Source organism: Bradyrhizobium sp. CFUWI (assembly GCF_056429085.1).
In genome coordinates this window covers 1-601 of the sequence record NZ_JBWJZE010000134.1, presented here as the reverse complement: position 1 = coordinate 601, position 601 = coordinate 1, and the positions used below count along the sequence as shown (strand labels likewise).

The following is a 601-nucleotide window of genomic DNA, read 5'->3' as shown; positions in this document are numbered from 1 at the left end:
AGCACGTTGAAGTGCTGGGCGGTTCTGGTGAAGGTAAGTCGCGCAACTTCTACGTGCCAGTGGTCCGACAGCTCATCCAGCTGCGCAAGGCCGGCTATCCAATCAGCATCTACGCCACCGATGACAAGGGCGCGATCGGCGACGACATTGCGGCCGAGGTCAGAGCGGCCGGCATGAGCGAGGACGAAGTGCTGCGTATTGGCACTGGCCCCAATGACTGGCGCATCGACCTTTGTGCAGGGCTGGGACCGGTCGAACTGGCTGAGATCATCCGTAGCGTCTCGGCCCAAATGGGCGGCACCGCCAGCGATGATTTTTGGCCTGAGATGGCCTCCGACCTGATTGCTCAGGTAGGCATCCTGCTGCAGGCTGTCGAGCTGACCAATGCAGGCAAGGCATGGGCCGAGGAGCGAAAGATGCGCGTGCACTCGATCCTCAACTTGCTGCGTGTGGCAGGCTCGGATGAGCTGATCGATGAGAACCTGGCCATCATCGCGGAGGCAATGAAAACGGACGAGTACGACGCCTTGTCGGCCAACGTTCACATGCCTCAGCTGCTGGACAGCGTGACGTACCTGAGCGGCACGTATCTGCCCCTCGC

1 protein-coding gene is annotated in these 601 nt (G+C 61.1%); it reads left to right on the top strand.

The annotated features are described in order from the left end of the window. Positions 1 to 601 (top strand): hypothetical protein (locus AC066S_RS39065; RefSeq protein WP_478271941.1); only part of this gene is annotated, 601 nt, incomplete at both ends.